25 protein-coding genes and 1 tRNA gene are annotated in these 25,361 nt (G+C 67.3%); 13 read left to right on the plus strand and 13 right to left on the minus strand.

The window, feature by feature from the left end; genetic code table 11:
- The first annotated feature begins 48 nt into the window (after window positions 1-48).
- Both AC3A6X_RS09895 and AC3A6X_RS09900 read left to right on the plus strand, forming a co-directional pair.
- A complete protein-coding gene (locus AC3A6X_RS09895; protein WP_487842030.1) occupies window positions 49-1,221 on the plus strand; it encodes a pyridoxal-phosphate dependent enzyme in 1,173 nt (390 codons plus the stop codon).
- Between the two features lie 18 nt (window positions 1,222-1,239).
- Window positions 1,240-2,214 (plus strand): tripartite tricarboxylate transporter substrate-binding protein, encoded by a 975-nt coding sequence (locus AC3A6X_RS09900; protein WP_487842031.1) that lies wholly within the window; start codon window positions 1,240-1,242, stop codon window positions 2,212-2,214.
- A 107-nt stretch (window positions 2,215-2,321) separates the two neighbouring features.
- Here AC3A6X_RS09900 and AC3A6X_RS09905 read toward each other — a convergent pair.
- The 10 genes from AC3A6X_RS09905 to AC3A6X_RS09950 all read right to left on the minus strand — a co-directional run bounded on the left by AC3A6X_RS09905 (window position 2,322) and on the right by AC3A6X_RS09950 (window position 10,891).
- A tRNA-Pro gene (locus tag AC3A6X_RS09905) sits at window positions 2,322-2,398 on the minus strand.
- Between the two features lie 26 nt (window positions 2,399-2,424).
- Complete coding sequence (locus AC3A6X_RS09910) at window positions 2,425-2,892, minus strand: MerR family transcriptional regulator (RefSeq protein ID WP_309971653.1); 468 nt, start codon at window positions 2,890-2,892, stop codon at window positions 2,425-2,427.
- Window positions 2,893-2,956: 64 nt separating this feature from the next.
- Window positions 2,957-3,328 carry an integration host factor subunit alpha gene (locus tag AC3A6X_RS09915; protein ID WP_487842032.1) on the minus strand — a complete coding sequence of 124 codons (372 nt, stop codon included), beginning with the start codon at window positions 3,326-3,328 and terminating at the stop codon, window positions 2,957-2,959.
- On the minus strand, window positions 3,325-5,766 hold the full coding sequence (pheT, locus tag AC3A6X_RS09920; RefSeq protein ID WP_487842033.1) for a phenylalanine--tRNA ligase subunit beta: 2,442 nt from the start codon (window positions 5,764-5,766) through the stop codon (window positions 3,325-3,327). Before pheT ends, AC3A6X_RS09915 begins: the two co-directional genes overlap by 4 nt.
- A 21-nt stretch (window positions 5,767-5,787) precedes the next feature.
- A complete protein-coding gene (gene pheS, locus AC3A6X_RS09925; protein ID WP_487842034.1) occupies window positions 5,788-6,864 on the minus strand; it encodes a phenylalanine--tRNA ligase subunit alpha in 1,077 nt (358 codons plus the stop codon).
- Window positions 6,865-6,994: 130 nt separating this feature from the next.
- Window positions 6,995-7,354, minus strand: coding sequence for a 50S ribosomal protein L20 (gene rplT, locus AC3A6X_RS09930; RefSeq protein ID WP_028253492.1), 360 nt, complete (start codon window positions 7,352-7,354; stop codon window positions 6,995-6,997).
- 24 nt (window positions 7,355-7,378) lie between these two features.
- Entirely contained in the window at window positions 7,379-7,582 is a 204-nt protein-coding gene (gene rpmI / locus AC3A6X_RS09935; RefSeq protein ID WP_028253491.1) for a 50S ribosomal protein L35, read from the minus strand.
- A gap of 158 nt (window positions 7,583-7,740) precedes the next feature.
- Window positions 7,741-8,355 (minus strand): translation initiation factor IF-3, encoded by a 615-nt coding sequence (gene infC, locus AC3A6X_RS09940; RefSeq protein WP_106556793.1) that lies wholly within the window; start codon window positions 8,353-8,355, stop codon window positions 7,741-7,743.
- A 98-nt stretch (window positions 8,356-8,453) separates the two neighbouring features.
- The gene (thrS, locus tag AC3A6X_RS09945; RefSeq protein ID WP_487842035.1) at window positions 8,454-10,361 is read right to left on the minus strand and encodes a threonine--tRNA ligase; all 1,908 of its coding nucleotides are present in this window, start codon (window positions 10,359-10,361) and stop codon (window positions 8,454-8,456) included.
- A 218-nt stretch (window positions 10,362-10,579) separates the two neighbouring features.
- Window positions 10,580-10,891: a putative quinol monooxygenase gene (locus AC3A6X_RS09950; RefSeq protein WP_487842036.1), complete on the minus strand. Its 312-nt coding sequence runs from the start codon at window positions 10,889-10,891 to the stop codon at window positions 10,580-10,582.
- A gap of 114 nt (window positions 10,892-11,005) precedes the next feature.
- Here AC3A6X_RS09950 and AC3A6X_RS09955 point away from each other — a divergent pair, with 114 nt between their 5' ends.
- Complete coding sequence (locus tag AC3A6X_RS09955; RefSeq protein ID WP_487842037.1) at window positions 11,006-11,968, plus strand: GlxA family transcriptional regulator; 963 nt, start codon at window positions 11,006-11,008, stop codon at window positions 11,966-11,968.
- Window positions 11,969-12,027: 59 nt separating this feature from the next.
- On the opposite strand, the gene aceA is transcribed toward AC3A6X_RS09955, so the two are convergent.
- Both aceA and AC3A6X_RS09965 read right to left on the minus strand, forming a co-directional pair.
- On the minus strand, window positions 12,028-13,347 hold the full coding sequence (aceA, locus tag AC3A6X_RS09960; protein ID WP_487842038.1) for an isocitrate lyase: 1,320 nt from the start codon (window positions 13,345-13,347) through the stop codon (window positions 12,028-12,030).
- A 222-nt stretch (window positions 13,348-13,569) separates the two neighbouring features.
- Window positions 13,570-13,977, minus strand: coding sequence for a gamma-glutamylcyclotransferase family protein (locus AC3A6X_RS09965; RefSeq protein ID WP_487842424.1), 408 nt, complete (start codon window positions 13,975-13,977; stop codon window positions 13,570-13,572).
- Window positions 13,978-14,013: 36 nt separating this feature from the next.
- Between AC3A6X_RS09965 and AC3A6X_RS09970 the strand changes: the two genes are divergently transcribed.
- Entirely contained in the window at window positions 14,014-14,940 is a 927-nt protein-coding gene (locus AC3A6X_RS09970; protein ID WP_487842039.1) for a DMT family transporter, read from the plus strand.
- A 194-nt stretch (window positions 14,941-15,134) separates the two neighbouring features.
- A complete protein-coding gene (locus AC3A6X_RS09975) occupies window positions 15,135-15,557 on the plus strand; it encodes an SWIB/MDM2 domain-containing protein (RefSeq protein WP_309971673.1) in 423 nt (140 codons plus the stop codon).
- Between the two features lie 72 nt (window positions 15,558-15,629).
- On the opposite strand, the gene AC3A6X_RS09980 is transcribed toward AC3A6X_RS09975, so the two are convergent.
- Complete coding sequence (locus AC3A6X_RS09980) at window positions 15,630-17,354, minus strand: thiamine pyrophosphate-binding protein (RefSeq protein WP_487842040.1); 1,725 nt, start codon at window positions 17,352-17,354, stop codon at window positions 15,630-15,632.
- Window positions 17,355-17,450: 96 nt separating this feature from the next.
- On the opposite strand from AC3A6X_RS09980, the gene AC3A6X_RS09985 reads away from it, so the two are divergent.
- The 8 genes from AC3A6X_RS09985 to AC3A6X_RS10020 all read left to right on the plus strand — a co-directional run bounded on the left by AC3A6X_RS09985 (window position 17,451) and on the right by AC3A6X_RS10020 (window position 25,358).
- A complete protein-coding gene (locus AC3A6X_RS09985) occupies window positions 17,451-18,098 on the plus strand; it encodes a TetR/AcrR family transcriptional regulator (protein WP_487842041.1) in 648 nt (215 codons plus the stop codon).
- A gap of 119 nt (window positions 18,099-18,217) precedes the next feature.
- A complete protein-coding gene (locus AC3A6X_RS09990) occupies window positions 18,218-19,192 on the plus strand; it encodes a tripartite tricarboxylate transporter substrate binding protein (RefSeq protein ID WP_487842042.1) in 975 nt (324 codons plus the stop codon).
- A 51-nt stretch (window positions 19,193-19,243) separates the two neighbouring features.
- Window positions 19,244-20,407: a Gfo/Idh/MocA family protein gene (locus AC3A6X_RS09995; protein WP_106556784.1), complete on the plus strand. Its 1,164-nt coding sequence runs from the start codon at window positions 19,244-19,246 to the stop codon at window positions 20,405-20,407.
- A gap of 7 nt (window positions 20,408-20,414) precedes the next feature.
- Window positions 20,415-21,602, plus strand: a complete 1,188-nt coding sequence (locus tag AC3A6X_RS10000) for a dihydrodipicolinate synthase family protein (protein WP_487842043.1) — start codon at window positions 20,415-20,417, stop codon at window positions 21,600-21,602.
- Window positions 21,603-21,628: 26 nt separating this feature from the next.
- Window positions 21,629-22,651: an NAD-dependent epimerase/dehydratase family protein gene (locus AC3A6X_RS10005; RefSeq protein ID WP_487842044.1), complete on the plus strand. Its 1,023-nt coding sequence runs from the start codon at window positions 21,629-21,631 to the stop codon at window positions 22,649-22,651.
- A 3-nt stretch (window positions 22,652-22,654) separates the two neighbouring features.
- Window positions 22,655-23,722 carry a dihydrodipicolinate synthase family protein gene (locus AC3A6X_RS10010; RefSeq protein WP_487842045.1) on the plus strand — a complete coding sequence of 356 codons (1,068 nt, stop codon included), beginning with the start codon at window positions 22,655-22,657 and terminating at the stop codon, window positions 23,720-23,722.
- A 53-nt stretch (window positions 23,723-23,775) separates the two neighbouring features.
- A complete protein-coding gene (locus tag AC3A6X_RS10015; RefSeq protein WP_487842046.1) occupies window positions 23,776-24,795 on the plus strand; it encodes a Bug family tripartite tricarboxylate transporter substrate binding protein in 1,020 nt (339 codons plus the stop codon).
- A complete protein-coding gene (locus AC3A6X_RS10020) occupies window positions 24,792-25,358 on the plus strand; it encodes a tripartite tricarboxylate transporter TctB family protein (protein WP_487842047.1) in 567 nt (188 codons plus the stop codon). The genes AC3A6X_RS10015 and AC3A6X_RS10020 overlap by 4 nt, the downstream gene beginning before the upstream one ends.
- The last annotated feature ends 3 nt before the right edge of the window (window positions 25,359-25,361 follow it).

A 25,361-nucleotide genomic window follows, 5' to 3' on the forward strand; every position in this document is an offset into this window, starting at 1 on the left:
CTAGGATGAGGACATCGATTCACCCAGCCACGAAAGCAAGCCCAAGCAATGAGCACTGCGCTTCGCGCCCCCATGCAGCCGGCCCGGCCGATCAGGAATCCGCTCCTGCGCGGCCTGCAATGCCTGCGCTGCAACGCCCCCTATCCGATCCGCCTGACGCACGAGGGCTGCCCGGCCTGCCGCGCCGAAGGCAAGCACGTGAGCCTGCGCGCGAGCTACGGTTACGACGCGGCCCACGCGGCCGCCGCCTCGGTCCCGTTGTTGCCGTACACGCAAGGCTTCACCCTGGGCGAAGGCGACACGCCGCTGCTGGCGTTGCCGGAGCTGGCGCGCCGCTTCGGCATCGCGCACCTCGCGATCAAGGACGAGTCCTGCAATCCGACCGGCTCGCACAAGGACCGGATGACCGCCGTGGGCGTCTCGCAGGCGCTGGACTTCGGCGCCCACACGTTGGTGCTCGCCTCCTCGGGCAACGCCGCAGTCTCGGCGGCGCATTACGCGCAGCTCGCCGGCCTGACCTGCGAGGTCGCGACCTACGAAGACATGCCGGCTGCCTACGCGAAGGCCCTGGAGATCGCGGGCGCCCGGCGCTTCGCCTTCGCCGACAACGCCGGCCGCTGGGCCTTCGTGCGCGAGCGTGCGCAGCGCGCGGGCTTTTTCGCGCTCACCAACCACAGCCTGCCGGCGCTCGGCAGCGCGCCGCTCGCGATCGAGGGCTACAAGCCCATCGCCCACGAATGCCTGGAACAGGGCGGCCTGCCCGACCATGTGATCGTGCCGACGGCGCGCGGCGACCTGGCCTGGGGCCTCTTCGCCGGTTTTCGCGACCTGCTCGCCGCCGGCCGCATCGCGAAGCTGCCGCGCATCTGGGCCGTCGAGCCCTTCGCCCGGCTCTCGCACGTGCTCGAGGGCGGCGCGCTGGAGGCCGACTATCCCGGACGCACCGCGCAGTTCTCCACCGCCGGCGCCACGGTGACCTTCCTCCAATGGCAGGCGGTGGTGGCCAGCGGCGGCGGCGCGGTGGTGGTGGGCGACGACGAGGCCCGCACGGCCCGGCGCCTGCTCACGCAGGCGGGCGTCAGCGCGGAGCTTTGCGCGGCGTCCGGCCTGGGCGCACTGCAACGCCTGCGCGAGCGCGGCGCGATCGCCGCGGGCGACCACGTGGTGCTGATGCTCACCGCCGATGCCTCGCGCGATCCGAGCTGGCCCGATCCTGTCTAAGAGCTTCAAGGAGTCTTCATGTCACCGATGCATCGCCGCACCTTCCTGAGCGCGGCCGCGCTGATGGCCGCCGCGCCAAGGGCCTGGGCCGCCTTTCCGGACCGGCCGATCAAGCTGATCGTGCCCTGGGCTGCCGGCGGCAGCACCGATGCCATCGCACGCGCCATCGCCCAGGGCATGAGCGGCGCGATGGGGGTTTCCGTCGTCGTGGACAACCGGCCCGGTGCCGCCGGACAGATCGGCACAGAGGCCGCTGCCCGCGCCGCGCCGGATGGCTACACGACCGCCATCGTCGAGCTCCCGCATGCCATCGCGCCGGCGGTGATGACCCGCCTGCCCTACGACCTGCTGCGCGACTTCACGCCGGTGACGATGATCGGCACCTCGCCGCTGGTCTTCTTCGGCGGCACCGGCGCCGATGCGAAGGACTTCAGGAGCTTCATGAAGGCAGCGGCTGCCGCAGCCTCGCCGCCGGCCATCGCGCACAGCGGCGCCGGCACCGTCAGCCATCTCGCCGCCGAGCTGCTGGCCACGCGCAGCGGGATCCGCTTCAACATGGTGCCGTACCGCGGCTCGGCACCCGCACTCAACGACGTCGCGGCCGGCCTGGTGGCGGGCCACTTCGCGACGCTCGCCAGCGGCGCCAGCCTGCTCGCGTCCGGCAAGATCCGCGCCCTGGCCGTGGCCAGCCCGCGGCGCGTGCCGATGCCGGCGCTGAAGGACGTGCCCACGCTGGCGGAGGCCGGCATCAAGGGCGTCGAGATCGACCAGTGGTGGGCCATGGTGGCGCCGGCCACCACGCCGCTCGAGGTGGTCGAGCACCTGCGCAAGGAGGCCGCGGCAGCCCTCGCGCAGCCGGTGGTCAAGGAGCGGCTGTCGGCGCTGGCCGTCGAACTGAAGGCCTCGAGCAGTGGCGAGTTGCGCAGCTTCATGCGGGCGGAGGCCGAGCGCTGGCAGAAGGTGGCGAAGGAGATTGGGTTGCAGCCGCAGTAGTGGCGGGCTGTCGGCTGTGCGCCGCGAAGGCATTGCCATGAAGCCGTGCGGGCGGCCAATAAAAAAACCGGTCAGCGATTGCTGACCGGTTTTTTCTTTCTGTCGTTTGGTCGGTGTGAAAGGATTCGAACCTTCGACCCCTTGCACCCCATGCAAGTGCGCTACCAGGCTGCGCCACACACCGAAGCTCGCGATTATAGCCTGCGGTTTTCAGTGGCTCGGACTGAGCAACTCGCGAATTTCATACAGCTCGCGCCTCAGGCGCAGCAGCTGCGACAGGTCGAGGCTCGGACCCGCGGCGCTGCCGGGCGCATCGAAGTCTTCCTGGAGCGCGGCGTCGAACTCCTCCTGGTCGATCTCCACCGCTTCCATGCCTTCGAGCGGCACCTCGCCGGCCTTGCGGCGGTCGCGCTCGGACTGCACCATCTCCTGCAGCTTGTTGCGCGCGCCGCTGATGGTGAAGCCCTGGTCGTAGAGCAGGTCGCGGATGCGGCGGATCATCAGCACCTCGTGGTGCTGGTAGTAGCGGCGGTTGCCGCGCCGCTTCATCGGCCGCAACTGGGTGAACTCCTGCTCCCAATAGCGCAGCACATGGGGCTTCACGCCGCACAGCTCGCCCACTTCACCGATCGTGAAGTAGCGTTTGACGGGGATGGGCGGCAGGAGCGTTTTCTCCATTGAAATCAAGGTGGTGCGAGAGGAACCTTAGAGATTACTCCACGCTGGGCACAAGGGCCAAGCACTATTCGGTGCCGAGGCTCCACTCGACCTCCTGCGGGCCTTCGTCGCCGGCGCTGCCCTGGATCTGCTCCTTCAACTTGGCACTCGCGTGAAAGGTCGCGACGCGGCGCTCGCCGATCGGGATGGCCTCGCCGGTGCGTGGGTTGCGGCCCGGACGCGGCGCCTTCACGCGGATCTGGAAATTGCCGAAGCCCGAGATCTTCACGTCCGTGCCCTCGATCAGGCTGCGCGCGATCAGGTCGAAGAAGGCCTCGACCATGTCCTTGGACTCGCGCTTGTTGAGGCCGATCTGCTCGAACAGAAGATCGGCCAGGTGCGCCTTCGTCAGTGCCGGCGTTTCCAGGGCTTCGAGCGTGAAATCCATGAGCTTCATACCCGCAGGTGCGCGCCGAGCCGCGCGCTCAGTTGTTCGAGGATCGCGGCCACTGCCGCTTCGACCTGCTCGTCGGTCAGCGTGGCGCCGTCGCTGTTGAAGCGCAGGCGCACGGCCATGCTCTTCTCGCCGCGCGCCAGGCCTCCGGGGCCCACGGGCGCGTCGCGGTCCACCGGCGGGCGGTAGATGTCGAACAGCACGGCGTCGCGCAGGAGGGCGGGATCGGCGGCTGCGCGGATGGTCCGCATGAGCGCGTCGTGCGCGACGGCTTCGGCCACCACCACGGCGATGTCGCGCTCCACCGCCTGGTGCTTGGGCACCGGCCTGGCCACGGGCACCGGCCGCGCGGTGACGGCATCGAGTTCGAGTTCGAAGAGCACGGGCGCCTGCGCGAACTCCCATTGCTGGCGCCAGCGCGGATGGAGCTCGCCGATCACGCCCACCGGCCGGCCGTCGAGCAGCACGCGCGCGGCGCGGCCCGGATGCAGTGCCGGATGCTCGGTGGCCTCGAAGCTTGCGACGCGGGGCGCCAGCAGGGCCTCGACGTCGCCCTTGAGGTCGTAGAAGTCGGCGCGCTGCGGCTTGCCGTCCCAGCGCTCGGCCTCGGCGTCGCCCCAGGCCAGGCCGGCCACGCGCATGGGCTGGTGCACGCCCTTGACGGTGCCGTCGGTGGTGGCGACCGTGTCGTCGCGCAGGAACACGCGACCCAGTTCGAACACGCGCACGCGCGGCGCGCGGCGGTCGAGGTTGAACTTCAGCACCTGCAACAGCGAGCCGATCAGCGACGAGCGCATCACGCTCATCTGGCTGGCGATCGGGTTCAGCAGCTTGATCGGGTCGGCGTTGCCTGCGAGCTCATGCTCCCAATGCGCCTCGACGAAGCTGAAGTTGATGGTTTCCTGGTAGCCCAGCGCGGCGAGCCGGTGGCGCACGGCGAAGTTGCTGCGCTGCGCCTCGGGCGGCACGCGGGCGGTGATCGGTGCCAGCGGGGCCACGGTGGGCAGGTTGTTGTAGCCGACGAGGCGCGCGACCTCCTCGATCAGGTCTTCCTCGATCAGCAGGTCGAAGCGGTGCGGCGGGGGCGTGACCACCAGCACGCCGTCGCCCTCCTCGATCGGAAAACCGAGCCGGCGCAGGGCGTCGCGGCACTGGGCCTGGGTCAGCGGCATGCCGATCACGCGCGCGGCACGCGCGACGCGCAGCGTGACGGATTTCGCTTCGGGCTGGCGCAGGGTCTGGTCGTCGATCGGGCCGGCCTGGCCGCCGCAGATCTCGATGATCAGTTGCGTGATGCGATCGATGATCTGCACCGTGCGGCTCGGATCGACGCCGCGCTCGAAGCGGTGGCCCGCGTCGGTCGAGAAGTTGAAGCGGCGCGCACGGCCCTGGATGGACTCGGGCCACCAGAACGCGGCCTCGACGTAGATGTTGCGGGTGTCGTCGGACACCGCGGTCGCGTCGCCGCCCATGATGCCGGCCAGCGACTCGACCTGATTGCGCTCGTCGGCGATCACGCCGACCTGCTCGTCCAGCGTCACTGTGCTGCCGTTGAGCAGTTTGAGCTGCTCGCCTGCCCTGCCCCAGCGCACGACCAAGCCGTCGCCGTGGATCTTGTCGAGGTCGAAGATGTGGCTGGGCTGGCCGTACTCGAACATCACGTAGTTCGAGATGTCGACCAGCGGCGTCACGCTGCGCTGGCCGCAGCGCGCCAGGCGCTCGACCATCCAGGCGGGCGTGGCGGCCTTGGTGTCGACGCCGCGGACGATGCGGCCGGAGAAGCGGCCGCACAGGTCCGGGGCCTCGACCTTGACCGGCAGCCTGTCCGAGACGGCCGCTGCCACCGGCGGGATCGGCGGCGTCTTGAGCGGCGTGCCGGTCAATGCAGCCAGCTCGCGCGCGATGCCGTAGACGGACAGGCCGTGCGCGAGGTTCGGCGTGAGCTTGAGGGTGAGCAGGGTGTCGTCGAGCTTGAGCAGCTCGCGCACGTCGGCGCCGACCGGCGCGTCGGCCGGCAGCTCGAGCAGGCCGCCGTGGTCCTCGCTGAGCTTGAGCTCGCGCGCCGAGCACAGCATGCCCTGGCTTTCGACGCCGCGCAGCTTGCCGAGCTTGATCTGGAAAGGCTGGCCGTCCTCGCCCGGCGGAAGCTCTGCACCGACCAGCGCCAATGGGACCTTGATGCCGGTGCGCGCGTTGGGCGCGCCGCACACGATGTTCAGCAGCGTGCCCTGGCCGGCGTCGACTTGGCACACGCGCAGACGGTCGGCATTGGGATGCGGCGCGGCTTCCTTGATCTCGCCCACCACAACTTTGGTGAAGGGCGGCGCGGCGGGCCGGCGCTCCTCGACCTCGAGGCCGCCCATGGTGAGCGTCTCGGCCAGCGCTTCGCTGTCGATGGGCGGGTTGCAGAACTCGCGCAACCAGGACTCGGGGAATTGCATCTCGCGTTCTCGTTCTGTCTGTTACTGGAATTGGCTCAGGAAGCGCAGGTCGCCGTCGAAGAAGAGCCGCAGGTCGTTCACCCCATAGCGCAGCATGGTGAGCCGGTCCGGGCCCATGCCGAAGGCGAAGCCGATGTAGCGCTCGGGGTCCAGGCCCATGTTGCGCACCACCTGCGGATGCACCTGGCCTGAACCCGAGACCTCGAGCCAGCGGCCGGCCAGCGGGCCGGTCTGGAACTGGATGTCGATCTCGGCGCTCGGCTCGGTGAAGGGGAAGAAGCTCGGGCGGAAGCGCAGCACCAGGTCGTCGGTCTCGAAGAAGGTGCGGCAGAAGTCGGTGAAGATGACCTTCAGGTCCTTGAAGCTCACGTTTTCACCCAGCCACAGGCCTTCGCACTGGTGGAACATCGGCGAGTGCGTGGCGTCGCTGTCGACGCGGTAGGTGCGGCCCGGCGCGATCACGCGGATCTCGGGCGCCTTGACCGTGCCGGTGGTGTCGGCCGCCGCGGCGGCGAACTCGGCCGCGTATTTCTTGATGTGCTGCTGTGCGTAGCGCACCTGCATCGGGCTGGTGTGCGGACGCAGGTTGTAGGGGATGCCGTCCTCGCCGTTGATGTCGACGTAGAAGGTGTCCTGCATCGAGCGCGCAGGATGGTTGGGCGGGTTGTTGAGCGAGGTGAAGCTGTGCCAGTCGCTCTCGATCTCGGGGCCGTCGGCGACGTCGAAGCCCATGCTCGAGAAGATGGCCTCTATGCGCTCCATCGTGCGGCTCACGGGGTGCAGGCCGCCGCCCGCGCGCCGGCGGCCGGGCAGGGTCACATCGAGTGCCTCGGCGCGCAGCTGGACGGCGAGCTCTTCGTCGGCAAGTTGCTGGCGGCGCTCGTTCAGCGCGGCCTCGATGGCCTGCTTGGCCACGTTGATCGCGGCGCCACGCGACTTCTTCTCGTCGACGGACAGCGCGGCCATGCCCTTCATCAGCTCGGTGATGCGGCCGGCCTTGCCGAGAAACTGCGCCTTGGCGTTTTCGAGCTCGGCCGGTGCCTTGGCTTCGGCGAAGGCGGCGCGTGCGGTGGCGACCAGGGAGTCCAACTCGTTCATGGGAATTCTTGAGCGTGAAAGAGAAAGAGGCTGGAGGTGCGAATAAAAAAGGGCTGGAGCCCTTTCAAGCGCCAGCCCTTGTGCCGTGGGCGCAGGCCGCCGTCCGAGGAGCGGCAACCTGCTTGCGGGATCAAGCAGCCAGCTTGGCCTTGACCTGCTCCACGATGCCGGCAAAAGCGGCCTTGTCGTGCACGGCGATATCGGCCAGGACCTTGCGGTCGATCTCGATACCGGCCTTGCGGATGCCGTTGGCGAACTGGCTGTAGGTCAGGCCCAGTTCACGCGAAGCGGCATTGATACGGGCGATCCACAGTTGGCGGAACACGCGCTTCTTGGTACGGCGGTCACGGTAGGCGTATTGGCCCGCCTTCATCACCGCCTGCTTGGCGATGCGGAAGACATTGCCGCGGCGACCGCGGAAACCCTTTGCGAGTGCGAGAACCTTCTTGTGGCGGGCGCGGGCCGTTACACCACGTTTGACGCGAGGCATGTGTGTACTCCTTGTTCGTCGTGATTAGATGCCGCTGCCGGGCAACATGGCGGCCATCGAGACCATGTTGGTCTCATGCACTGCCGTTGCACCACGCAGGTGGCGCTTGTTCTTGGTGGTCTTCTTGGTCAGGATGTGACGCTTGAAGGCTTGACCGCGCTTGACGGTGCCACCGGGACGAACGCGGAAACGCTTTTTCGCGCTGCTCTTGGTCTTCATTTTGGGCATGTGAATGCTCCTTTCGTTTGTGCTCGTGAGGCGCCGGGGAGATTCCCACGGACTTGTCGGCCCCGAGACACTTCTTCATCCCACCGCTGCCTGCGCCCGAAGGCGCAGGCAGCGGCGAAATCTCTTCAAAACCCTGTACTGACGCTGCCGCTCAGGCCCTAGGCCGCTGCGGGCGCTGTCGTCGGCTCAGTGGCCGGCTTGGCCGTACCCCCGCCGCCCTTCTTGCGGCCCGGCGCGATCATCATGATCATCTGCCGGCCCTCGAGCTTCGGGAACTGCTCGACCACGATGGTGTCGCCGAGGTCGTCGCGGATGCGCTGCAACAGCGCCAGCCCCAGTTCCTGGTGCGTGATTTCGCGGCCGCGGAAGCGCAGCGTGATCTTGCACTTGTCGCCTTCATCAAGAAAGCGCCGGATGTTGCGCATCTTGATGTTGTAGTCGCCTTCGTCGGTCCCGGGCCGGAACTTGATTTCCTTGACCTCGATGACCTTCTGCTTCGACTTCGCCTCGGCGGCCTTCTTCTGCTCGTGGTACTTGAACTTGCCGTACTCGATCAGGCGACAGACCGGCGGATTGGCCGCCGCGACCACTTCCACCAGATCCACGTCTTGCTCACCGGCCAGCCGCAGGGCCTCGGCAAGACTCACGACACCCAATGGCTCGTTCTCGGGCCCGATCAGGCGGACTTCCGGGGCCATGATTTCCCGGTTCAGGCGGTGTTGGCGTTCCTCGCGGTGGCGGCGGTCGCGAAATGCAGTAGCGATGGTCAGGATCCTTCAATCAATTTGCTACAAAAACTGTAGCGAACACCTTCCAGTCCACGCCCACAAGCAGCTTGATGGTCGAAATCAGCCTTTGAATCGGTTCGAATTCAAAGCTTGTGTTGGATGTCGTCGGCGATCTTTTTCGAGAACGCCTCCACCGACATGGCACCGAGATCAAGATTGCCCCGGGCGCGCACTGCGACGGTACCGGCTTCCTTTTCCTTATCGCCCACGACGAGGATGTAGGGAAGCTTTTGCAACGAATGCTTCCGTATTTTATACGTAATCTTCTCGTTGTGCAGGTCGAGCAAAACTCTAAGCCCTTGATTTTGCAGCGATTTCGCAACCTGAGATGCGTAATCGGCCTGTCCTTCGCTGATATTGAGCACCGCCACCTGCACCGGCGCCAGCCAGGCGGGCAGAGCGCCCGCGTGGTGCTCGATCAGCATGCCGATGAAGCGCTCCAGGCTGCCCACAATCGCGCGGTGCAGCATGACGGGATGCGCCCGGCCGCTCGACTCCGTGACGTACTCAGCGCCGAGGCGCTCGGCCATGTTGAAGTCCACCTGCATCGTGCCGCACTGCCAATGGCGGCCGATGGCGTCGCGCAGCGTGTACTCGATCTTGGGGCCGTAGAAGGCGCCCTCGCCCGGCGAGATGACAAACTCCACGCCCGAGCGGCGCAGCGCCTCCATGAGGGAGCTCTCGGCCTTGTCCCAGAGATCGTCGGAGCCGATGCGGTTGTCGGGCCGTGTCGCGACCTTGTAGAGGATGTCGGTGAAGCCGAAATCGGCATACACCTTGAGCAGTTGGCCTGTGTAGGCCACGCACTCCTCGAGGATGTGGTCTTCCGTGCAGAAGATGTGCCCATCGTCCTGCGTGAAGCCGCGCACCCGCATGATGCCGTGCAGGCCACCCGAGGGCTCGTTGCGATGGCACTGCCCGAACTCGCCATAGCGGATCGGCAGGTCGCGGTAGCTGCGCAGATCGCTCTTGAAGATCAGCACATGGCCCGGGCAGTTCATCGGCTTGAGCGCATAGTCGCGCTTCTCCGACTCCGTCGTGAACATGTTCTCGCGGTAGTTCTGCCAGTGGCCCGTCTTCTCCCACAGGCTCTTGTCCAGGATCTGCGGTCCCTTGACTTCCTGGTAGCCCGTGTCACGGTACACCTTTCGCATGTATTGCTCGACCTGCTGCCAGATGGCCCAGCCCTTGGGATGCCAGAACACCACGCCCGGCGCCACCTCGTCGATGTGGAACAGGTCCAGCTCCTTGCCGAGCCGGCGGTGGTCGCGCTTCTCGGCCTCCTCGATGCGGCGGATGTAGTCGTCGAGCTGCTTCTTGTCGGCCCAGGCCGTGCCGTAGATGCGCTGCAGTTGCTCGTTGCGGGCGTCGCCGCGCCAGTAGGCGCCGGCCAGCTTCGTGAGCTTGAAGACCTTCAGGAAGCGCGTGTTCGGCACGTGCGGGCCACGGCACATGTCGACGTACTCCTGGTGGTAGTACAGGCCCATCGCCTTCTCGTCGGGCATGTCCTCCACCAGCCGCAGCTTGTAGTCCTCGCCACGGGACTTGAAGACCTCGACCACCTCGTCGCGCGGCGTCATCTTCTTGACGACATCGTAGTCCTGGGCGATCAGCTCGCGCATGCGAGCCTCGATCGCCTCCATGTCCTCGGGCGTGAAGGGCCGCTCGTAGGAGATGTCGTAATAGAAGCCCTCCTCGATCACGGGCCCTATCACCATCTTGGCCGTCGGGTAGAGCTGCTTGACGGCGTGGCCGACCAGGTGGGCCGTCGAGTGACGAATGATCTCCAGGCCTTCATCGTCCTTGGGCGTGATGATCTGCAGCCGGGCGTCCTGCTCGATCAGGTCGCTCGCGTCGACGAGCCGGCCGTCGACCTTGCCGGCCACCGTCATCTTCGCCAGGCCGGGGCCGATGGACTTGGCAACATCGGCCACCGAAACCGGGCCGGGGAACTCGCGGCGCGAGTTGTCGGGAAGCGTGATCTGGATCATGAAAAAAACCTCGGCGAGAAAACAAAAAGCGCGGTCATCGGACCGCGCTTGGGCTTGAGTGAGGGTGCTGGAAACTCCAGCATGCGCGGCCTACCGGCCTATTCCTTCGAGGAAAAGGCCGCTCGTTCCTTGCGGGGTAGTTCGCGGTGTCATAACCAGGATGCCTTTCTCGCCCTTGTTACTGCTCTGACGGAAGCTGGCGATTCTAGCCGCTGAGTTCAGGATGCGGGCGCGGCGTTCTTGAGGCCCAACACCTCGATGGGCTCGATGGCCGGCGGCTTGGCGAACAGCTCGGGCGCCTTGGCCATGAGGGCCTGGGCGATCGCGCCGTTCAGATGCGCCTGGCGGCCGGCCTCGTCCTCGAAGGCATCGAAGACGCCGAAGGTGGTCGGCGAGAGGCGCAGGGCGAACCAGATCGGCGTCGTCTTCTCGTCGCGCGCCATCGCCAGGCCCGCCTCCAGGAACTGCTGCACCTCGGCTTCCTTACCCGGCTTGGCTTCGAGTCGGGCAAACAGTGCGTACTTGATCATGAGAGTCTCCAGTGAACCCGGGCGCGCGGGATTGCGCGTCCATGGCCGTGACTCTAGGCATCCCCCGGGAATCGACCTATTGGCATTCTTGACATCTTTGCTATCGTTGTTGCCATGAAGGTCAACCTGCTCGCGCTGGACGGCGTGTTCGATACAGGCCTGGCCACGGTGCAGGACGTCTTCAGCACGGCCAACGAGCTCGCGGGCATGCTGGGCGTCGACATCCCGCCCTTCGAGCTCCGGGTCACGGGCATGCGAAAAAGGGTCCACACCTCGCAGCGCCTGCGCGTGCCGGTGGTCTCGGCGCCCGACGCTGGCCGCCCCGACTGGATCGTCGTGCCGGCCCTCGGCGAGAAGATGCCCGAGGGACTACAGGTCGCGCTGCAGCGGCGCGACGTGGCCGAGGCGGCAGCCGCGCTTCGCATCCAGGCAGGCCAGGGCGTGCGCATCGCGGCTGCCTGTGTCGGCACCTTCGTGCTGGCCGAATCGGGCCTGCTCGACCAGCGCCAGGCCACGACCACCTGGTGGCTGGCCTCGCTGTTCCGCCAGCGCTACCCGGCCGTGAAGCTCGACGAGTCGCGCATGCTGGTGAGCTCGGGTCCCTTCGTCACCGCCGGCGCGGCGCTGAGCCACATCGACATGGCGCTGCTGCTGGTGCGCCAAGCCAGCCCGGAGCTCGCGGCCACGGTGGCCAAGTACCTCATCGTCGACTCGCGTCCCTCGCAGTCCGCCTACGTGATCACCGACCACCTCACGCACTCGGACCCCACCGTCCAGCGCTTCGAACGCTGGGCGCGCGGCCGGCTGGCCGACGGTTTTTCGCTCGACGAGGCGGCGGCGGCGGCCGGCACCAGCAAGCGCACGCTCGCGCGGCGCATGCAGCAGGTGCTTGGCAAGACGCCGCTGTCCTACTTTCAGGACCTGCGCGTGGAGCGCGCCGTGCACCTGCTGAAGACCAGCGACAAGAGCCTGGAGCAGATCGCAGGGCTGGTCGGTTATGCCGAGGGCGTGACGCTGCGTGCCCTGCTCCGACAGCGGCTAGGCCGCGGGGTGCGCGAGCTGCGCATGGTCGACTGAGGCGAAAAAAATCCCCGCGGATTGCTCGCGCGGGGAACAAACTCAGTGACAGCGGGATATCAGTGGAATTGCTCTTCCTCGGTGGAGCCGGTCAGTGCCGTGACGCTCGACTTGCCGCCCTGGATGACGGTGGTCACGTCGTCGAAGTAGCCGGTGCCGACCTCCTGCTGGTGCGACACGAAGGTATAGCCGCGATCGCGCGCCGCGAACTCGGGCTCCTGCACCTTCTCGACATAGGCCGACATGCCGCGCTGCACGTAGTCCTGCGCCAGGTCGAACATGTTGAACCACATCGAGTGGATGCCGGCCAGCGTGATGAACTGGTACTTGTAGCCCATGGCGCCCAGCTCCCTCTGGAACTTGGCGATCGTGGCGTCGTCGAGGTTCTTCTTCCAGTTGAAGGAAGGCGAGCAGTTGTAGGCCAGCATCTTGCCCGGATGTACCTTGTGCACGGCCTCGGCAAACTTGCGCGCGAACTCGAGGTCGGGCGTCCCGGTTTCGCACCACACCAGATCGGCGTAGTGGGCGTAGGCGATGGCGCGCGAGATGGCCTGGTCGATGCCCTTCCTCGTCTTGTAGAAGCCCTCGGCGGTGCGCTCGCCGGTGAGGAAAGGCTTGTCGTTCTCGTCGTAGTCGCTGGTCAGCAGGTCGGCCGCTTCGGCATCGGTGCGCGCGATCACCAGCGTCGGGGTGCCGCAGACGTCGGCCGCCATGCGCGCGGCGATCAGCTTCTGCACAGCCTCGGTGGTCGGCACCAGCACCTTGCCGCCCATGTGGCCGCACTTCTTGACCGAGGCGAGCTGGTCCTCGAAGTGCACGCCGCCGGCGCCGGCCTTGATCATGGCCTTCATCAGCTCGAAGCCGTTGAGCACGCCGCCGAAGCCCGCTTCGGCATCGGCCACGATGGGCGCGAAGTAGTCGACGTAGCCCTTGTCGCCGGGGTTGGTGCCCTTGGACCACTGGATCTCGTCGGCGCGGCGGAAGGTGTTGTTGATGCGCTCGACCACCGTCGGCACCGAATCCACCGGATAGAGCGACTGGTCGGGGTACATCGCGGCGTAGCTGTTGTTGTCGGCGGCAACCTGCCAGCCGGACAGGTAGATCGCCTTGATGCCGGCCTTGACCTGCTGCATGGCCTGGCCGCCGGTGAGCGCGCCGAGGCAGTTGACGTAGGGCTCGTTGTTCACCAGGTCCCAGAGCTTTTCGGCGCCGCGGCGCGCGATCGTGTGCTCGATCGGGAAGGAGCCGCGCAGGCGCACCACGTCAGCAGCGCTGTAACCGCGCTTGATGCCCTTCCAGCGCGGGTTGGTCGCCCATTCTTTTTCGAGGGCGGCGATCTGCTGTTCGCGGCTCAGTTGTTCTGTGATGGTTTGAGGCATGGTGTCACTCCAAGGGTTGATTGAGGGGTGGGCGCTAGGGCCTTGGGAGCAACTGTACGCCAAGCCCTTCTGTCTTATGTCTTATAGAAGACATATTTTTAGCCTCATTAAATCAACAACTTAGAGATGAATTTCTCAATGCGGAATAAACTTTCTCATATCGAGAAAAAATATTGCGACGCAACATACGATGATTTCACAATGCGCAACGCGCTCTCTCACTCATGAAAAAGGCGGCACGCGGTCGAACCAGTTGCCCGATGCAATCACGGTACGGCCTGCGACACGGTCCGGGTGGATCTCGTAGACCAGGCAGGCGATTTCCTTTTCGCCGACCCGGACCCGCACCTCGCGCTTGATGTACTCGCCGCTGTCGTCGGGCCGCACTTCCTCGAGCTCGTCGAGCTGCGTCTCGAGCGCCGGCGTGATGGCGTAGATCTCGCCAACCAGCAGGCCGCTGCCGCCGAGCACCGCGCCCGGATAGCTGCCCAGGTCGTACAGCGTGCCGTGGATACGCGCATCGGCCACGAATCGCGGCGCCGGCGCGAAGCGCGCGATGTCGTTGCGCCCGCCGCGACGCAGCGTGCCGTAGACGAACACATGGCGGGCCTCGGAGGGGGAATGGGGCATCATCATCGGCTCGATCCTCGCAACGCGCCCAGTCTATTGAACCCCGCCCTCCCCGCACCCGGCCGTCTCGTCGCCTACGGTTGCCTGGCCCTCAGCATGTCGCTGGTCGGCAGCTACGTCGCGCTCTCCAAGCCCCTGGTGCTCGCCTTCCCCGTGTTCCTGCTCGCGTGGCTGCGCTTCGGCATCGCCGCGCTGGCGATGCCGCACTGGCTGCGCCGCCCGCACGACGAGCCGGCGATGACGGCGCGCACGCGCGGCCTGGTCTTTCTCGAGTCCTTCCTCGGCAACTTCCTGTTCTCGATCTGCATGCTGTTCGGCGTGAGCATGACCAGCGCCGTGTCGGCGGGCGTCATCATGGCCTCCATTCCCGCCGTGGTCGCGATCGGCAGCCGGGTCTTCTTGCGCGAGAGCATCGCGCTGCGAACCGCGCTCGCCATCGCCTGCGCGGCCGGCGGCATCGGCCTGCTCGCGCTCGCGCCCGCGCAGCCCTCGGCGCACGCGGGCGGCGCTACCGGCGCTTCGATGCCCTGGCTCGGCAACCTGCTGGTGTTCTGCGCCGTGCTCTGCGAGGCGGCCTACGCGGTGATCGGCAAGTCGCTCACCGGCAAGCTCGGGCCCAAGCGCATCTCCTCGCTGATCAACCTCTGGGGCTTCGTGCTCTCGACGCCGCTGGGCCTGTGGTTCGCGCTGCGCTTCGACTTCGGTGCCGTTCCGCTGGGCCTGTGGGCCCTGCTGGTGGTCTATGCGCTGGCCGCGAGCATCTGGACCGTGTGGCTCTGGATGACGGGCCTGAAGGGCGTGCCGGCCTCGCAGGCGGGCGTGTTCACGGTGATGCTGCCGGTGAGCGCGGCCATGGTCGGCGTGCTGGTCCTGGGCGAGAGCCTGTCGCCGCTGCAGGTCTGCGCCTTCGCGCTCGCGCTGCTCGGCGTGGTGCTCGCGACCTGGCCTTCGCGCCGCGCCTGAAGCACTGCAGTGCGCTCCGAGGGCACTCCCGAGTGCGAAGTACCCCCTTCTCTCCTCTGAAAAAACAACAGCTCCCAATGAAAAAGTCCCTTTTTCCCTTGGAAACGCGTTTTTTCTCCTTTAGCATCCGCAATGCCAGTGGAGACAGCGTTTTCATTGGTGACGAGTGACCAATCCAAAAAAGGAAATCAACCATGGCAACTGCAAAGAAGGCTCCGGCCAAGAAAGCGCCTGCAAAGAAGGCTGCTCCCGCGAAGAAGGCCGCCGCACCGGCGAAGAAGGCTGCTCCGGCGAAGAAGGCGGCACCCGCCAAGAAGGCTGCTCCCGCGAAGAAGGCTCCTGCGAAGAAGGCGGCACCCGCCAAGAAGCGCACGCCCAATGCCGCGTTCATGAAGGCCCTGACCCCCAGCCCGGCGCTCGCCGCGGTCGTGGGTTCGACGCCTCTGCCGCGCACTGCCGTCGTGAGCAAGCTGTGGGACTACATCAAGAAGAACAACCTGCAGGACAAGGCCAACAAGCGCAACATCAACGCCGACGCCAAGCTGAAGGAAATCTTCGGCAAGCCGCAAGTGTCGATGTTCGAGCTGGCCTCGCTGATCGGCAAGCACGTCAAGTGAGCCCGGAGCGCCTCAGGCGCTTCATTGAAAAAGCCGGCGTAAGCCGGCTTTTTTCTTGGCTGCTGCGAGGGCTCAATGGCTGCCGCGCGCCTGCGCCGCCTTCGTGATCGTCGACAGCGTGCCGCGCGTCGTGATCACCTCGGGGTCGAGCGGAATCTCGATCAGCGTGCCCGTGTCGGCCGCCAGCGCGCGCAGCAGCGCAGCCTCGAACTGCGAGGTCTCGGTCACGCGCTCGGCCGCATAGCCGTAGGCGCGGGCCAGCGCGCAGAAGTCCGGATTGGCCAGTGCCGTGCCGCTCACCTTGGCCGGGTACTCGCGCTCCTGGTGCATGCGGATGGTGCCGAACATCCCGTTGTTGAGCAGCACGATGATGCTTTTGCCGCCGTGCTGCGAGGCCGTGGCGAGCTCTTGCCCATTCATCAGGAAGTCGCCGTCGCCCGCGATGGTGAAGGCGATGCGGCCGGTCGCGATATTCGCCGCGATGCCGGCCGGCACGCCATAGCCCATGGCGCCGCTGGTCGGCGCGAGCTGCGTCTTGTGCCCCTTGGCCAGGCCGTGGTAGCGGAAGTAGCGATGCACCCAGCTCGCAAAATTGCCCGCGCCATTGGTGATGGCTGCATCCTCGGGCAGATGCTGCTGCAGGGTGCGCACCACCGCCGCCATGTCGACCGCGCCACGCGGCGACGCAGCCGGCAGCCCGGCGAGTGCCTGCGGCTCCAGGTTGGCGAGGTAATCGGCATGCAGTTGCGCGGTCCACGATTCCCAAATCACTTCAGCCGGCGCGCTCAGCACCTCGAGGCTGCGCGCCGCGGCGCTCATGCCGGCGTTGATGGCCAGATCGGCCTGGTAGACACGGTTGAGCTCCTCCGCGCTCGCGTGGATGTGCACCAGCGTCTGCGCGGATCGGGGCGCCTCGAGCAGCGTGTAGCCGCCAGTGGTCATCTCGCCCAGCCGCGGCCCGATGGCCAGCACCAGGTCGCTGTGCTTCACATGCTCGGCCAGCTTCGGATTGAGCGCGATGCCCACGTCGCCGGCGTAGAGCGGGTGGTGGTTGTCGAAGGTGTCCTGGAAGCGGAAGGCGTTCGCGACCGGCAGCCTCCAGTTCTCGGCGAAGCGCTGCAGCGCCTGCGCCGCCTGCACGGTCCAGCCGCCGCCACCCGCGATCACCAGCGGGCGCTGCGCCTTCACCAACAGCTCGCGCAGCGTGCGCAGCGCGCCCGGATCGCTCCAGGGTTGTACCGCCTCCACGCGCGCCAGCGGCCGGGCGGATGTCATGCTGCGCAGCATGTCTTCCGGCAGCACGAGCACCACGGGCCCGGGCCGGCCGTTCATCGCGGTCGCGAAGGCACGCGCGATGTACTCCGGGATGCGATCCGCGTCGTCGATGCGCTCCACGCGCTTGGCAAAGCCCTTGGTGCTGGGCCCGAAGAAGCTGCCGTAGTCGACCTCCTGGAAGGCCTCGCGATCGCGAAAGTCGCTGCCGACGTCGCCGACGAAGAGCACCATCGGCGTCGAATCCTGGAAGGCGTTGTGCACGCCGATCGAAGCGTTGGTCGCCCCGGGCCCGCGCGTCACGAAGCAGATGCCGGGCCGGCCCGTCAGCTTGCCGTGCGCCTCGGCCATGAATGCGGCCCCGCCCTCCTGCCGATTGACGACGAAGCGGATGCGCTCCGAGTAGGCATGAAAGCCGTCGAGCACGGCCAGGAAGCTTTCGCCCGGCACACCGAAGGCCAGTTCCACGCCCTGCTCGATGAGGCACTCGACGATCAGGTGGCCTGCGGTTTGCGACGAACTCATGGGTGGGTGCCTCTGCTGCAATATCGAAGGAAGCGGCGATTATCCGCACACCCTGCAAAAGCTTGCTTTAATTCTCCAACTGGTTAAATTCCGCCCATGAAGACGCCGCCCACAGCACCGCTCGAACCCCGCTCGCGCGATGCCGACCGTTCACAGCTCGCAATCCTCGACTCGGCCCGCGACGAGTTCGCGCAGCGCGGCCTGGCCGGCGCGCGCATGGACAGCATTGCCGCGCGCGCCGGACTCAACAAGCGGCTGATCTACTACTACTTCGGCAGCAAGGACGACCTGTTCCTGGCCGTGCTCGAGCGCACCTACGCCGACATCCGCGAGGCCGAGCAGCAGCTGCACCTGGACGAGGTGGAGCCGGTGGAGGCGATCCGCCGCCTGGTCTCCTTCACCTGGCACTACTACCTCGACCACCCCGAGTTCATCACGCTTCTCAATAGCGAGAACCTGCACCGCGCCGCGCACCTCAAGCGCTCCGAGCGCATCCAGGACATGAATTCGCCGCTCGTCCAGCTGCTCGACGGCGTGCTCGAGCGCGGCCGGCGCGACAAGCTCTTCCGCTCCGGCGTCGACCCGGTGCAGCTCTACATTTCCATCGCTGCGCTCTGCTACTTCTACCTGTCGAACAACGACACACTCTCGGCCATCTTCGGCCGCGACCTGCGCGCGCCCAAGGCCATGGCGCAGCGCCTGTCACACATGACCGACCTCGTACTAGGCTACGTCCTGCACTGATACGGGTATCTCCTAGGGCGGGGCCGTTGCGGGCTCGGGCAGGGCTTCTTAAAATCTCTAATTCACTTATTGGTGAATTGAAGCCGGGCCACAGCGCCCCATCCAACCAGGAGACCCCCGTGCCCCTCACCACCCGCCGCCACGCCCTCGTCGCCACGCTGGCCCTTTGCACCGCGCTTGGCGCAAGCGCCCAGGGCGCCTACCCGAACAAACCGATCCGCGTCATCGTGCCCTTCGCCGCCGGCAGCACCACCGACATCATTGCCCGCGCCATCGCCGACAAGATGGGCGCCAGCATGGGCCAGGCGCTGGTGATCGACAACCGCGGCGGCGCCAGCGGCACCATCGGCCAGCAGGCCGTGGCGACGGCGGCGCCGGACGGCTACACGATCATGATCCACTCGTCCTCGCACACGGTCAGCCCTTCGACCTTCGCCAAGCTGCCCTTCGACACGGTGGGGGACTTCGCCGGGGTCACGCCGATCTCCTCGCTGCCCAATGCCCTGGTGATCTCGCCCTCGAAGAACATCAAGACGCTGAAGGACCTGATCGCGACCGCCAAGGCCAAGCCCGGCACCGTCAACTTCGCCTCCGCGGGCCAGGGCAGCGCGACGCACTTGAACGCCGAGAAGTTCAAGATGGCCGCCAACATCGATGCGACCAACATCCCCTTCAAGGGCTCGGCCGAGGCCGTGACCGAAGTGCTGGCCGGCCGCGTGGACTACTACTTCTCGCCCATCGCGCCGGTGATCGGCCAGATCAAGGACGGCCAGTTGCTGGCGCTGGCCGTCGGCTCGCCCAAGCGCGCCGCCGCCCTGCCCGATGTGCCCACCACCGCCGAGGCCGGCGTACCCGGCTCGGAATTCAACTTCTGGATCGGGATGATGGCGCCCGCCAAGACCCCGCGCGAGATCGTCAACCGCCTGCACGACGAGGTGGCGAAGGCGCTCGCAAGCCCCGAGGTCAAGGAGCGCTTCCTCAAGCTGGGTGCCGACGCCTGGACGCTCAAGCCCGAGCAGTTCGACGCCTACATCAAGGACGAGATCGCCAGCAACGCCAAGCTGGTGAAGGCCGCGGGCCTGACGCCCCAGTGACCCTCCACGCTTTTCCCGGACCCCTCACCTCATTCGGCAGCACTTTCTGACATGGCCACCCAACGACTCGGACTCATCATGCACGGCGTCACCGGACGCATGGGCATGAACCAGCACCTCATCCGCTCCATCTGCGCGATCCGCGCGCAAGGCGGCGTCACACTTTCCAACGGGGACCGGGTCATGCCCGACCCGATCCTGATCGGGCGCAACGCCGAGAAGATCGAGGCCCTGGCCAAGGCCCACGGCATCGAGCGCTGGGGCACCGACCTCGATCGCGCGCTCGAGAACAAGGACGACACGCTCTTCTTCGACGCCGGCACCACCCAGATGCGCCCCACCCTGCTGGCGAAGGCGATCCGCGCCGGCAAGCATGTGTACTGCGAGAAGCCGATCGCCACCAACCTCAACGAGGCGGTGGAGATCGCCCGCCTGGCGCAAGGCTCGGGCCTCAAGCACGGCGCGGTGCAAGACAAGCTCTTCCTGCCCGGCCTGCGCAAGCTGGACATGCTGCGTCGCGCGGGCTTCTTCGGGCGCATGCTGTCGGTGCGCCTGGAGTTCGGCTACTGGGTGTTCGAGGGCGACCTGCAGCCGATCCAGCGGCCCTCGTGGAACTACCGAAAGGAAGACGGCGGCGGGATGATCCTGGACATGATGTGCCATTGGCGCTACGTGCTGGACAACCTGTTCGGCGAGGTGCAGTCGGTGTCGTGCATCGGCGCGACGCACATCCCCAAGCGCTGGGACGAGAACGGCCAACCCTACGAAGCCACCGCCGACGACGCAGCCTATGCGACCTGCGAGCTGCGCGGCCACGGCGGTGAGCCTGTGATCGCGCAGCTGAACATGAGCTGGGCCACCCGCGTTCGGCGCGACGACCTGGTGACCTTCCATGTGGATGGCACCGACGGCTCGGCGGTGGCGGGGCTGTCGTCCTGCCGGGCCCAGTCGCGCGTGGCGACGCCGCGGCCGGTGTGGAACCCGGACGAGAAGCAGACGATGAACTTCCTGGACCAGTGGCAGGAGATCCCGGACTCGCAGACCTACGACAACGGCTTCAAGATCCAGTGGGAGCATTTCATCCGCCATGTGGTGGAGAACGCGCCGTACAAGTGGACGCTGCCCGAGGGCGCCAAGGGCGTGCAGCTGGTCGAGGCTGCGCTCGAATCGTGGCAGGACCGTCGCTGGATCGACGTGCCGGAACTGAACATCTGAGGCGCCGATGGCTCTCTCGCTGACTCTTCCCGTTGCCGGCGGCACGCTGGCCGCCTACACCCTGCGCGGCACGACGCCGGTCAAGCCGCCGCCGGGTGTCACCTTCAACCGCATCGCCTACTCGGCCGCGCACGTGGTGGCTGACCCACTGGCGGCGATCGACCCGTGGCTGCAGTGCGCCATCGACTGGGACGCCACCATCGCCTACCGCCGCCACCTGTGGTCGCTGGGCCTGGGGGTGGCCGAGGCAATGGACACGGCGCAGCGCGGCATGGGCCTGGACTGGCCGACCTCGCTGGAGCTCATCCGCCGGTCGCTGGATGCGGCCAAGGATGTGCCGGGCGCGCTGGTCGCCTCGGGCTGCGGCACCGACCACCTGAGCCTGATCGACGTGAAAAGCGTGGACGACGTGATCCGCGCCTACGAAGAGCAGATGGCCGCCATCGAAGCGCTGGGCGGCAAGCTGATCGTGATGGCCAGCCGCGCGCTGGCGCACGTGGCCCAAAGCCCGGCGGACTACGAGCGGGTGTACGACCGGATCCTGTCGCAGGCGAAGCAGCCGGTGGTGCTGCACTGGCTGGGCGACATGTTCGACCCGGCACTCGCCGGCTACTGGGGCACGAAGAATGTCGACGCCGCGATGGACACTGCGCTGGGCATCATCGCCGCCCACGCGCACAAGGTCGACGGCATCAAGATCTCGCTGCTGGACAAGGACAAGGAGATCGCGATGCGCCGGCGCCTCCCGTCAGGCGTGCGCATGTACACGGGCGACGACTTCAACTACGCGGAGCTGATCGCCGGCGACGGCCACGGCCAGGAGCCCACGCACGGCAAGAGCGATGCGCTGCTGGGCATCTTCGATGCGATCGCGCCGGCGGCCAGCGCCGCGCTGGGCGAGCTGGCGCAAGGCAACACCGACGGGTTCCACGCCATCCTGGGTCCGACGGTCCCGTTGTCGCGGCACATCTTCGCGGCGCCCACGCGCTTCTACAAGACGGGAGTGGTCTTCATGGCCTGGCTCAACGGGCACCAGAAGCACTTCACGATGGTGGGCGGACAGCACAGCACGCGCTCGCTGCAACATCTGGCCGAGCTGTTCCGGCTGGCCGATGCGGCCAATCTGCTGGAGCAGCCGGAGCTCGCGGTCACGCGCATGAAGACGCTGTTGGCGCTGCACGGCATCGAGGCCTGAACTGCACACACCAGGGGAATCGCACCATGCCTTTGCCCGATCGCATCGCAGACCTCGAACAGCTCGAGGAACTCTTGTCCCGACCTTCCGATGCGCTCGTGCAGACGCTGGAGCGGGTCGAGGGCGACATCCTGGTGCTGGGCGTGGGCGGCAAGATGGGCCCGACCCTGGCGCGCATGGCCAAGCGCGCCGGCCCGGACCGCCAGGTGATCGGCGTGGCGCGCTTTTCCGAGCCGGGCTTGCGCGAGCGCCTGCAAGCGCAGGGCATCCGGTGCATCGAGGCCGACCTGCTTTCGCGCGAGGCGCTGGCCGCCCTGCCCGAGGTGCCCAACGTGGTTTTCATGGCCGGTCGCAAGTTCGGCTCCTCGGGCAGCGAATGGCTGACCTGGGCCATGAATGCCCATGTGCCGGCGCTGGTGGCGGAGCGTTTCCGCCGCTCGCGCATCGTGGCCTTCTCCACCGCCTGCGTGTACCCCTTTGCCGACGTGCGCGGCCCCGGTGCGCGCGAGGACGTTCCACCCACGCCGCCGCCCGGCGAGTACGCGAATTCCTGCGTCGCGCGCGAGCGTTTGTTCGAGCACTTCTCGCACCTGCACGGCACGCCGGGCCGGCTGATCCGCCTCTCCTACGCGATCGACATGCGCTACGGCGTGCTGCACGACCTGGCGCAGAAGCTGATGGCGCGCCAGCCCATCGACCTGGCGATGGGCCATGCCAACATCATCTGGCAGGGCGAGGCCAATGACTGGACGCTGCGTTCTCTGGCGCACTGCGACACGCCGACCTCGCCGCTCAACCTCAGCGGCCCGGCCATCGCCATCCGCGAAGCTGCGGAAGGACTGGCACAACGGCTCGGCGTCGAAGCGGTCTTCACCGGCCGCGAGGCCGACACCGCCTGGCTGATCGACTGCAGCCGCGCCTTCGAGCTCTTCGGCCCGCAGCAGGTCACGCTGGCGCGCATGATGGACTGGACCGCCGACTGGGTGCGGCGCGGCATGGCCAGCCTGAACAAGCCCACGCATTTCGAAGCCCGCGACGGCAAGTACTGAGCCATGCACTACACGCAGCTCCCACCCGCCTCGCTCGCCCTGCTCAGGCGCGGCACGGCGATCCCCGCGCACCTGCTGGCGCTCGATGCCCAGCGCACGCTCGACGAGCGCCGCCAGCGGGCGCTGAGCCGCTACTACCTCGATGCCGGCGCCGGCGGCCTGGCCGTGGGCGTGCACTCGACGCAGTTCGCGATCCGCGAGCAGGGCCTCTACAAACCCGTGCTCGAGCTCGCAATGCACGAGGCCCAGAACTGGGAACCGCTGGATGGCCGGCGCCCGCTCTTCATGATCGCCGGCCTGGCCGGTTCGACCGCGCAGGCCAGCGCCGAAGCCGCGACCGCCCAGGCGCTGGGCTACCACGCCGGCCTGCTGAGCCTGGCGGCGATGAAGGACGCGAGCGAAGACGCGCTGATCGCGCACTGCCGGGCCGTCGCCGAAGTGATGCCGCTGGTCGGCTTCTACCTGCAGCCCGCGGTGGGCGGCATCCATCTGCCGGCCAGCTTCTGGCGCCGCTTCGCCGCCATCGACAACGTGGTCGCCATCAAGATGGCGCCCTTCAACCGCTACCGCACGCTGGACGTGGTGCGCGGCGTGGTGGAGGCCGGCGCCGAGGGCCGCGTGACGCTCTACACCGGCAACGACGACCACATCGTGCTGGACCTGCTCGCGCCCTTCGTCTTCACCCGCGAGGGCCTGACGGTCACGGTGCGCATCAAGGGCGGGCTGCTGGGCCACTGGAGCGTGGGCACGCGGCGTGCAGTGCAGCTGCTGTCGCGATTGCACGAGGCTGTTGCGGCCGACCAGGTGCCCATGGAGCTGCTCGCGCTCGACGCCCAGGTGACCGATTGCAATGCCGCGCTGTTCGACGTGGCCCACGACTTCCACGGCTGCATCGCCGGCTGCCACGAGGTGCTGCGGCGCCAGGGCCTGCTGGCCGGCATCTGGTGCCTGGACCCGCTGGAAGGCCTGAGCCCGGGCCAGGCCGCCGAACTGACGCGCGTACACGACGCCTACCCCGAACTCCACGACGACGACTTCGTTGCGGCACACCTGCAACGCTGGCTGGGCTAGCCAGCTCTTCACGCATCCCGTTTCCCCAGTCCAACGCATCAACAGGAGACACCATGCAGAAGCGCCACTTGATCCGAAGCATCGCCCCCACCTTCGCGCTCGCAGCCCTCGCCGCGCTGGGCGCGCCCGCCCTGGCCCAGGATTGGAAGCCTTCGCGGCCCGTGACCATCATCGTGCCCTGGGCCGCCGGCGGCTCCACCGACCAGGTGACGCGCGTCACCGCGGCGGAGATCGAGAAGACGCTGGGCCAGAAGGTGGTGATCGTCAACCAGCCCGGCGCCTCGGGCTCGATCGGCAGCAAGAGCGCGCTCGACGCACCCAAGGACGGCTACACCTGGACGGCCGGCGCGGCGCAGGACCTGGGCTCCTACGAGACCCTGGGCATGCTCAAGACCAAGATCGCCGACTGGCACCTGTTCCTCAACGTCGCCAACGTGCAGGTCATCGGCGTCAACGCGTCCGCGCCCTACAAGAGCGCCAAGGACCTGCTGGATGCGATGAAGGCCAAGCCCGGCCAGATCAGCGTCGCCACCGCGGGCGTGACCTCGGCCGGCCACAACGCGATGGAGCTGATCGCCAAGAGCACCGGCGTCAAGTACCGGCACGTCACCTACGATGGCGGCAACCCGGCCGTGGTGGCCACCGTGGCCGGCGAGACCGAGGTCACCACCCAGCTCGCGGTGGAGCAGGCCGACATGATCCGCGGCAAGCGCATCCGCCCGCTGGCCACGGTGAGCGACAAGGCGCTGGAGCTGGAAGGCTTCGGCAGCATCGAGCCGCTGTCAAAGACGCTCGACGGCTTCAAGGCCCCGGCCAACTACTTCGGCATCTTCATTCCCAAGGGCGTGCCCGACGAGGTGGTGAAGACGGTGGAGAAGATCTGGGTCGACAACATCGCCAAGAGCGAGGTGCTGAAGAAGTACGCCACCAGCCGCGGTGCCTTGTTCGCCCCGCTGCATGGCGCCGAGGCACAGACCGCGGTCACCCCGGCCATCCAGGCCAACGCCTGGCTGCTGTTCGACAGCGGCAAGGCCAAGGTCTCGCCGGAAACGCTGGGCATCGCGCGGCCGTGACGAGCGCCACCGACGCAGAACGCGCCGCGGCAGAGGCCGAGGCTGCCGCGCACGCACGCAAGACCTCGCCGCGCTCGGACCTCCGGCAGTCGCTGGGCTGGATCGCGCTCGGCATCGCGACCACCATCGGCTCGCTGCGCATGGACCGGCTGGAGAAGCAGGACATCAACCCCTATACGGTGCCGGGCCTGCTGCCGGGCCTGCTGGGGGCGGCGATCGTGTTCTTCGGCGCCCTGATGCTCTTTCGCTCCTGGCGCCGGCTTGCCAAGGCGCCTCACGTGCCGCACCCGCGCACCGAGGCCGACCGCGCCGAGGCCCGCCGCATGTGGACCGTGCTGGCGCTGTGCATCGGTTTCGCGGGCGGGCTGGTGGGCCACGGCCTGCCCTTCTGGGCCGCGGCGGCCGCCTTCGTCACGGTCACCATCGGCCTGCTGCAGTTCGCCGAGCGCAGCGCGAAGAACCAGCGCCTGCGAGGCCTGGCCTTCGCACTGGCCGTGGGCCTGGGCGCCGGCATCGTCATCACGCTCGTGTTCCAGGAGTTCTTCCTGGTGCGGCTTCCCTGAGGA

This window comes from Variovorax sp. Soil_C_12 (genome assembly GCF_057657375.1).

Excerpts from the sequence above, each read along its gene's own strand:
- AC3A6X_RS09975 (WP_309971673.1), top strand. The coding sequence starts at position 15,135 with ATGGCAACTGCAAAGAAGGCTCCGGCCAAGAAAGCGCCTGCAAAGAAG.
- rplT (WP_028253492.1), bottom strand. The coding sequence starts at position 7,354 with ATGCCTCGCGTCAAACGTGGTGTAACGGCCCGCGCCCGCCACAAGAAG.
- AC3A6X_RS09965 (WP_487842424.1), bottom strand. The coding sequence starts at position 13,977 with ATGCCCCATTCCCCCTCCGAGGCCCGCCATGTGTTCGTCTACGGCACG.
- rpmI (WP_028253491.1), bottom strand. The coding sequence starts at position 7,582 with ATGCCCAAAATGAAGACCAAGAGCAGCGCGAAAAAGCGTTTCCGCGTT.
- AC3A6X_RS09955 (WP_487842037.1), top strand. The coding sequence starts at position 11,006 with ATGAAGGTCAACCTGCTCGCGCTGGACGGCGTGTTCGATACAGGCCTG.
- AC3A6X_RS10010 (WP_487842045.1), top strand. The coding sequence starts at position 22,655 with ATGCACTACACGCAGCTCCCACCCGCCTCGCTCGCCCTGCTCAGGCGC.
- AC3A6X_RS09900 (WP_487842031.1), top strand. The coding sequence starts at position 1,240 with ATGTCACCGATGCATCGCCGCACCTTCCTGAGCGCGGCCGCGCTGATG.
- pheT (WP_487842033.1), bottom strand. The coding sequence starts at position 5,766 with ATGCAATTCCCCGAGTCCTGGTTGCGCGAGTTCTGCAACCCGCCCATC.
- aceA (WP_487842038.1), bottom strand. The coding sequence starts at position 13,347 with ATGCCTCAAACCATCACAGAACAACTGAGCCGCGAACAGCAGATCGCC.
- AC3A6X_RS09895 (WP_487842030.1), top strand. The coding sequence starts at position 49 with ATGAGCACTGCGCTTCGCGCCCCCATGCAGCCGGCCCGGCCGATCAGG.
- AC3A6X_RS09915 (WP_487842032.1), bottom strand. The coding sequence starts at position 3,328 with ATGAAGCTCATGGATTTCACGCTCGAAGCCCTGGAAACGCCGGCACTG.
- AC3A6X_RS10015 (WP_487842046.1), top strand. The coding sequence starts at position 23,776 with ATGCAGAAGCGCCACTTGATCCGAAGCATCGCCCCCACCTTCGCGCTC.
- AC3A6X_RS09985 (WP_487842041.1), top strand. The coding sequence starts at position 17,451 with ATGAAGACGCCGCCCACAGCACCGCTCGAACCCCGCTCGCGCGATGCC.
- AC3A6X_RS10000 (WP_487842043.1), top strand. The coding sequence starts at position 20,415 with ATGGCTCTCTCGCTGACTCTTCCCGTTGCCGGCGGCACGCTGGCCGCC.
- pheS (WP_487842034.1), bottom strand. The coding sequence starts at position 6,864 with ATGAACGAGTTGGACTCCCTGGTCGCCACCGCACGCGCCGCCTTCGCC.
- AC3A6X_RS10005 (WP_487842044.1), top strand. The coding sequence starts at position 21,629 with ATGCCTTTGCCCGATCGCATCGCAGACCTCGAACAGCTCGAGGAACTC.
- AC3A6X_RS09950 (WP_487842036.1), bottom strand. The coding sequence starts at position 10,891 with ATGATCAAGTACGCACTGTTTGCCCGACTCGAAGCCAAGCCGGGTAAG.
- AC3A6X_RS09980 (WP_487842040.1), bottom strand. The coding sequence starts at position 17,354 with ATGAGTTCGTCGCAAACCGCAGGCCACCTGATCGTCGAGTGCCTCATC.
- AC3A6X_RS09910 (WP_309971653.1), bottom strand. The coding sequence starts at position 2,892 with ATGGAGAAAACGCTCCTGCCGCCCATCCCCGTCAAACGCTACTTCACG.
- thrS (WP_487842035.1), bottom strand. The coding sequence starts at position 10,361 with ATGATCCAGATCACGCTTCCCGACAACTCGCGCCGCGAGTTCCCCGGC.
- AC3A6X_RS09995 (WP_106556784.1), top strand. The coding sequence starts at position 19,244 with ATGGCCACCCAACGACTCGGACTCATCATGCACGGCGTCACCGGACGC.